The sequence below is a fragment of the Cohnella lupini genome (assembly GCF_003386205.1).
Classification (GTDB): Bacteria; Bacillota; Bacilli; order Paenibacillales; family Paenibacillaceae; genus Cohnella; species Cohnella lupini.
In genome coordinates this window covers 21,852-28,614 of record NZ_QRDY01000037.1, presented here as the reverse complement: position 1 = coordinate 28,614, position 6,763 = coordinate 21,852, and the positions used below count along the sequence as shown (strand labels likewise).

Annotated in this window: 7 protein-coding genes; all 7 read right to left on the bottom strand. The window is 52.0% G+C overall.

Going from position 1 to position 6,763, the window contains the following annotated elements; all coding sequences use genetic code 11:
- Nucleotides 1-530 precede the first annotated feature (530 nt).
- The gene (locus tag DFP95_RS27300) at nt 531-1,766 is read right to left on the bottom strand and encodes an aminopeptidase (RefSeq protein WP_115995846.1); all 1,236 of its coding nucleotides are present in this window, start codon (nt 1,764-1,766) and stop codon (nt 531-533) included.
- 80 nt (nt 1,767-1,846) lie between these two features.
- Complete coding sequence (locus DFP95_RS27295) at nt 1,847-2,197, bottom strand: type II toxin-antitoxin system PemK/MazF family toxin (protein ID WP_115995845.1); 351 nt, start codon at nt 2,195-2,197, stop codon at nt 1,847-1,849.
- A 3-nt stretch (nt 2,198-2,200) separates the two neighbouring features.
- Nucleotides 2,201-2,482, bottom strand: coding sequence for a CopG family ribbon-helix-helix protein (locus DFP95_RS27290; protein WP_115995844.1), 282 nt, complete (start codon nt 2,480-2,482; stop codon nt 2,201-2,203).
- A gap of 146 nt (nt 2,483-2,628) precedes the next feature.
- Nucleotides 2,629-3,810, bottom strand: a complete 1,182-nt coding sequence (gene alr, locus DFP95_RS27285; protein ID WP_115995843.1) for an alanine racemase — start codon at nt 3,808-3,810, stop codon at nt 2,629-2,631.
- Between the two features lie 153 nt (nt 3,811-3,963).
- Complete coding sequence (locus tag DFP95_RS27280; RefSeq protein WP_115995842.1) at nt 3,964-5,142, bottom strand: outer membrane lipoprotein-sorting protein; 1,179 nt, start codon at nt 5,140-5,142, stop codon at nt 3,964-3,966.
- A 246-nt stretch (nt 5,143-5,388) separates the two neighbouring features.
- Nucleotides 5,389-5,862, bottom strand: coding sequence for a hypothetical protein (locus tag DFP95_RS29080; RefSeq protein WP_181907637.1), 474 nt, complete (start codon nt 5,860-5,862; stop codon nt 5,389-5,391).
- A 135-nt stretch (nt 5,863-5,997) separates the two neighbouring features.
- Nucleotides 5,998-6,654, bottom strand: a complete 657-nt coding sequence (locus DFP95_RS27270) for a M50 family metallopeptidase (RefSeq protein WP_281273460.1) — start codon at nt 6,652-6,654, stop codon at nt 5,998-6,000.
- Between the last annotated feature and the right edge of the window lie 109 nt (nt 6,655-6,763).

Genomic DNA, 6,763 nt, shown 5'->3' with positions numbered 1-6,763 from the left:
GGAACGTCGTAAGCTTTTAAAAAACGTCAAGTTCAAAAACGGGGTGGCGGGCATTTTTTTTGCTTTTTTGAGGTACTCCATTTTCGTATAATCTCGGCTACGATCGACCGCGGAGTGTGGAGTTAGCTCGATTTCGTTACTATCTCGGCTTCAATCGACCGCGGAGGGTCGAGTTAGCTCGATTTCGTTACTATCTCGGCTTCAATCGACCGCGGAGGGTCGAGTTAGCTCGATTTCGTTACTATCTCGGCTCCGATCTGCCGCGGCGGGCGGAGTTAGCTCGATTTCGTTACTATCTCGGCTACGATCGACCGCGGAGGGTGGAGTTAGCTAACTTTCTTCGCTTTTTCGGTCCGATCAGCCGCGGTATGCCGAGTTAGCTAACTGTCTTCGTTAATTCGACTACGATCGACCTCGGCAGACCGAGTTAGCTAACCTTCTTCGCTAATTCGGCTACGATCAGCAGCGGCAAGCCGAGTTAGCTAACTGTCTTCGCTAATTCGGGGCTTCGATCGTCCGGCCGCCAACACTCAGATCGCCCAGTTCCCCTTGCGGAACACCGGTACTACGGTACCGTCGGCTAGTATCCCGTCGATGTCCATATCGGCGGAGCCGATCATGAAGTCGACGTGCGCGATGCTCGAGTTAACGCCGCTCTGCGCTAGTTCCTCCGGAGACATTTTCTTGCCGCCTTCCACGTTGAAGGCATAACCGCTGCCGATCGCCAAGTGATTAGAAGCATTCTCGTCGAACAGCGTGTTTAGGAACAGCACGTTGGATTGAGAGATCGGCGATTCGTGCGGGACCAACGCGACCTCGCCCAAGTAATGCGAGCCTTCGTCGGAATCGACCAACTGTTGAAGGATTTCTTGGCCCTTCTCCGCTTCGACGCCGACGATGCGTCCGTTCTCGAACGTCAGCTTAAAGCCGTCGATCAGATTGCCTCCGTAGCTAAGCGGTTTCGTGCTCGACACGTATCCGTTCGCGCCCGTCTTGAGCGGTACGGTAAATACTTCTTCCGTCGGCATGTTCGCCATGAACGAAATCCCTTTTTCGTTCGTGCTGCTGGCAGCTACCCAAATATGTTTTTCCGGCAATTCGATCGTCAATTCCGTACCCGGAGCCCGGTATTGGAGCTTATGGAAATGCTTCGCGTTCAGGATGTCGCTTTTCGAATGAAGCGTTTGGTCGTGTTCTTCCCAAGCTTTAACCGGATCGGGAGCGTCCAAGCGGACCGACTTGAAGATCGCTTCCCAAAGCTGTTCTACCGCATGGTCATCCGACTCGCTATTCGGGAACACTTTGGTCGCCCAATCCTTCGTCGATGCCGCTACGACCGTCCAGCTTACTTTATCGGCCTGAATCGCTCTCCTGAATTCCGCGAGCCCTTGACCGGATGCCTTCTGGAAGTTGCCGATGCGCGAGGAATCTATTCCTTTCAATAGATCAGGGTTCGGAGAAATAATGGAAATGAACGCCGCGCCGCTAGCCACGAACGCGCCTCTCTTGGCCGTCTCCCACTCCGGGAACCGGGTAAACACGTCATCCGCCGCTTTCTCGTACTTCAGACGGGATAACGCCTCGTCCGTCCAATCTACATGTACGTTGCCGGCTCCGGCATCGTAGGCTTTCCTTGCCACCAAACGCACTAGCGTAGCCATCTCGATGGAACCCGACACGAATACTTCCTGTCCTTCTTGCACGTTCACTCCTACTCTTACGATGAGTTCCGCGTATTTCTCGAGTTGTTGATTAAAGGTTGTCATATGCGAACACGCTCCGATTTCTTATGTATAATCACAAAAAACGACAGGCAACCGCGAGCTGCGGCTCCTGTCCCTATTTACTAAAAATCGATCAAACCTATGCTGATCTGCAAAGCTTCATCCACCTTGCGCATGGTTTCATCGTCCAAATGAGTGATCTTGTCCGTTAACCTTTGCTTGTCGATCGTACGGATCTGCTCGAGCAGAATGACCGAGTCGCGTTCCATGCCGTGGGATTTGGCTTCAATTTCGACGTGAGTGGGCAGCTTCGCTTTCTGAATTTGCGCTGTAATGGCCGCTACGATGACCGTTGGACTGAAGCGGTTGCCAATATCGTTCTGGATGATGAGAACCGGGCGAACTCCGCCCTGCTCCGAACCGACGACAGGCGACAAATCCGCATAGAAAACATCCCCGCGTTTCACAATCAAATTCTACACCCCGCTTACGAGGCGACCGAGTATACTATCCGTTTCTTCTTCGGCATGGAAAGCTTCCGATGCCATGTGGAGATTGATTTTGGCCATTTCCAAATAACCGCGCTGCATCGCATCGCGAATCAACCGTTTCTTACGGTCGACCAGATAATGCTTCATCGCCTGGCGGATAATCTCGCTGCGGTTGGTATTCTCCTTGGCGACTACAAAGTCGACTTCGCGCAACAAATGATCCGGAAGACTGATCATAATGCGTTTCGTATTGTGTAAATTGGCCACCGAACGGACACCCCCAAAGATTTTCCAACAAGCACCCTATTTTCCAGTATGCATGAGACAGCGGAGAAATATACGAATCATCTTGTAACACTTCTAGAAGAAGCTTTCGTTTTCCTGCCGAATTGAGTAAATATTCCTATCCAATATTATCCTAGTAGAGGATTCACGACCGATACCACTTCGCCGTTGCTGCGATATACTCGAGGTACTCTAGCCGCCAGCATGCAGGTGAGCTCGTAATTAATCGTGCCGAGCTTATCCGCGACTTCCTCGACCGATAACCACTCGGCTCCTTGCCTGCCGATCAGAATCACTTCTTCTCCGGGTTCGATCTCCGCTTCCCCCGCAGCCTGCGCATCGTTCAATCGAATCATGCATTGGTCCATGCAGATCGTACCTAACACCGGAACCCTTTTCCCCCGAACGAGCGCTTCCGCTTGGCCGCTTAACATCCGGCTGAATCCGTCCGCGTAACCGATCGGCAAAGTACCGATAGTTTCTTCTTCTTGCGTGAAGTAACGCGTGCCGTAGCTTATTCCTTCCCCCGCGGCCAACGTTTTGACGTGCACGACGGAAGTTTTCAGGGTCAGCACCGGCTCAAGCATGACCTTCCGCGCGTTCACTTCGACGCTCGGATACAGTCCGTACATGCTTATGCCTAAACGAAGCATATTACCCACATAATTCGGAGAATCTATCCCGGCCGCGCTATTTCCCGAATGAATAATAGGAATTTCCATCCCGCATCGGCGCACGTAGTCTACGACTCCAGCGAATCTCTCGGCTTGAAGCAGCGTGTATCCTTTATCCCTCTCGTCCGCGCGGGCATAATGAGTATAAAGTCCTTCGATTTCCAATTGCGGAAGCTTGAAAGCCCGTTCAAGGAAAAGCTCGGCGTCTTTGCCGGGAAGCAACCCGAGTCGACCCATCCCGGAATCGATTTTAACGTGCGCTTTCAACTTTCGTCCGTCCACGGAAAGTTTAGCTATCTCGTCCAGCATCTCTTCCCGAAATAATGTAACGGTAATTCCTTGTTGCTTGGCTATCGGATAACCCTCGGGAGGCGTATACCCTAAGACCAGAATAGGAGCGTCAACCCCCGACGAGCGCAATTGCAACGCTTCATCCAAGAAGGCTACACCCAAATAATCGGCGCCTGCGGCTACCGCTCTTCTAGCAATTTCTACTGCCCCATGCCCGTACGCATTCGCCTTGACGGATGCCAGCAGTTTCGTGCCGGTTGCCAAATGCTTACGGAATGCCCCGATATTATGGTCGAGGGCATCAAGAGAAATCTCGGCCACGGTTGGCCGGTAATAACAGTCCACGGACCGCTCACCTACCCTGCTACTGCTACTAAACCCACAATAAAGTAATGTTACCGGGAGGAAGGGACGCTGTCAACGATATTAAGCAGGCAACGTTTTCCTTTAGGGTTCGAAAGAAGGCCAATCTCTATTAGATTGGCCTTCTTTCCTTCCTTATTTGCCCGATGATTGCTCCATCGATTGGGCGATGCGAACCATATCATCATGAGGAAGATCTTCGCTGGTCAGACGGTATTCCACTCCGTCGTAGCTCCAAGTCAACGTGCTCGTGTCGCCTTCGGTCAAATGTCCTAGAGTAAAGCCCAGGTCGAGCGTGATGCCTTCGCTAAGGGTTACGGCGCGATCCTTGGATACCGACTCGATGATCGTAAAGTCGTAGCTACCCGTGTAGCGAAGCATAACGCCTTGGTGATCGCCAAGCTGCAGGTCGCTCGTATCTTGGTGTTCGACTCCGACAGGCAATGCTTCCAAGTCCGGCTCGATGACCGTAAGTCCGACGTCTACGGCAGGCTCTTCGCTGCCTTGGCCGGTCGTTCCCTCTTGATCCGGTTCCGCGGAAGTCTCGTCATCCGGGGCAGTTGAGCCTTCCGGAGAGGCGCCGGCATCCGGAGAGGTGCCGGCATCCGGAGCGGCCGAACCGTCGGGACTGGCGCTGCCGCTCGGAGTTTCCGAAGTCTTGGGATTCGAATTCGGAACGACTCCCATATTCTTATCCATATCGAATACGTCTTTGTCGTATTTCTTGTCGAACTCGAAGGAATCGAAGGTTACCTCGACCATCTTGGTGCCGTTCGCATCCGATACTTCAACGTGCTTAGGCGCGTAGTTGTTCTGTGCCAACCAGATTTTCTGCCTGGCGAACGACCCGTTCTGATAGTTGCCGGCCATTACGTCGAATACGTAGCTGTCCTTCTCCGTGGCGAACTGTCGTTGATTATCCAGAAGAATGCTTTGGGCTAAAGTCTGATATAAGTAAACCTGTCCTTGATTGTCCGGCCAATCGCTCTGGAAACGATAACTTTTGTTCAATTGCGGGGTAAGGACGAATACCCCTTCGTCATTGCGAAGCACGATTTGCGTGATGTCCCGTTTCGCGTTGGTAAGCGAGATCCGGTACCGATCAGGCTTCTGGTACAGCACTTCTACCTTATACTCCAGCGGCTGCTGACCCGTATATAAGGTCATCGTACCGCTGCCTTGATAACTCTCCATCTTGCCAACGACTTTGTCCAAGTCCTTCACGATCGAATCCGCGTTTTTGCTCCCGCAACCGGCCAAGATGATGACCGAGAACAAGGCAATAGCGGTGATCCATGAAATCCGACGACGCATGCGATCCACCCCTCTGCACATTAATAATTCCATGGTTCATGTCTATGAGGGGACTTGACCAATTATGCAGACGAGTTCCGGCTTGGCTTACGGACAACCGGTAACATGCTTATGTAGGATGAAGCGAAGCTCGAATATGTGAAAAATGAAAAACCCTTAACCGTAATCCGTCGAAAGTACTCCACTACGACGGATTGCGGCAAGGGTTTGAATCGAAGAATGCGTTGCAGCGAAAGCCTCTCGTTATCAGGCCTTAAAGCTTTGAAGCAAAGGCATGATTTGCTTGACCATTCCGTATCCCATTTTCATCATGGGCCATGCTTTTCCCATAAAGCCCATGATGCCGCCTAAGCCGCCAAAACCGCCTAAGCCGCCTCCCGCAGTCGCGGCTCCCGCTCCTGCTCCTAAACCGGCTCCAGCCCCTAGTCCAGCCCCTGCTCCCGCAGGGTTGGCACCTCCGCCGAATAACCCTCCGCCGCCTAGCATGGAGCCTAGCATGCCGGGAATAAAGCTGGAAACACGCGCTTTTTTATTAGAACGTCTGGAAGAAGAGCTCCCTCTACGCTTTTGCGGAGCTTTACGACCGGAAAAAATCAATTGTCCATGTTCCGCGCCGGTAACGACCCCAATGTACTTGCTACCGTCGATTAATTCGATACACACCGGTTTTCCGATCCATTGCTTAGCATTTCTACTCGTAACCTTGGTATGCGCAGCCATCTTATACATCACCTCTTTTCCACATGTACTACAATCTATTCAGACGAAAGGGAAACGCCTGTACAGAAGTGCCCCCAGATGGAATTAGAGGTTAGCCTAAATTGGTGAAATGAGACTAAGACGCACGGTTCACGGTTAATCGAAGCCTCTTTTGTAAAATAACCTTATCGATATTCTGGCGCACCATAACGAGCATGCCGCGAATACGACTCCCCAGAAAATCGCCGGCACGTGCGTAGCTCGGCTTAATCCGGCGGCATCTCCGGCCGCTGCGGGGTCTTGCAGCGCGATCGTCAGAATAATCAACGCGCTGACCACCGACTCCACCAAGCAAATGAAAGCTACCAATAAGTAGAAAAACTTGGTCAATCCTGCCTTCGATAAGACAAAGATAATAATAGAAAGAACGGCGAATCCGCCGCACCATGCCATTCCGTAACCGTTGCGCACGAATAGCGCGAGACCGAGCACGGAGATTGCCGCGATGACGACGAGTCCGACCTTCTCCTTCTTCCGCGAATGGAGGAAAAAGAGCAGCATCGCGAATAATGCGGAGCCGACATAGCCGGCCAACGAGATCGGAACGGACTTCCAAGCTGTGGAATAAGAGGAATACGTCACGCCGCTCTGATCCGCATACAGATGAATGAACATTACATCCCCCGACAGAAGCAGGGTCGCGAGAGCATGCGAGAGCTCGTGGACTAACGTATCTACGTTGCGGAAAAATTCGGAAAACGGAATGAAACGCGTCAGCAATGCCGCAACCGCCAGGAACGCGGCCGTCTTCAACCAGGATGAAATAGCTATCTCCTCTTTCTCGATACCGTAAAATCAGATAGATTATACCATTAAATAATTCATCCTGGCGTACTCGGCCGTTAAGTAAAAAACCGAATGC

What these genes read in the sequence shown, in the direction of transcription:
- DFP95_RS27300 (WP_115995846.1), bottom strand. Translation starts at nt 1,766, where the DNA reads ATGACAACCTTTAATCAACAACTCGAGAAATACGCGGAACTCATCGTA.
- DFP95_RS27280 (WP_115995842.1), bottom strand. Translation starts at nt 5,142, where the DNA reads ATGCGTCGTCGGATTTCATGGATCACCGCTATTGCCTTGTTCTCGGTC.
- DFP95_RS29080 (WP_181907637.1), bottom strand. Translation starts at nt 5,862, where the DNA reads ATGGCTGCGCATACCAAGGTTACGAGTAGAAATGCTAAGCAATGGATC.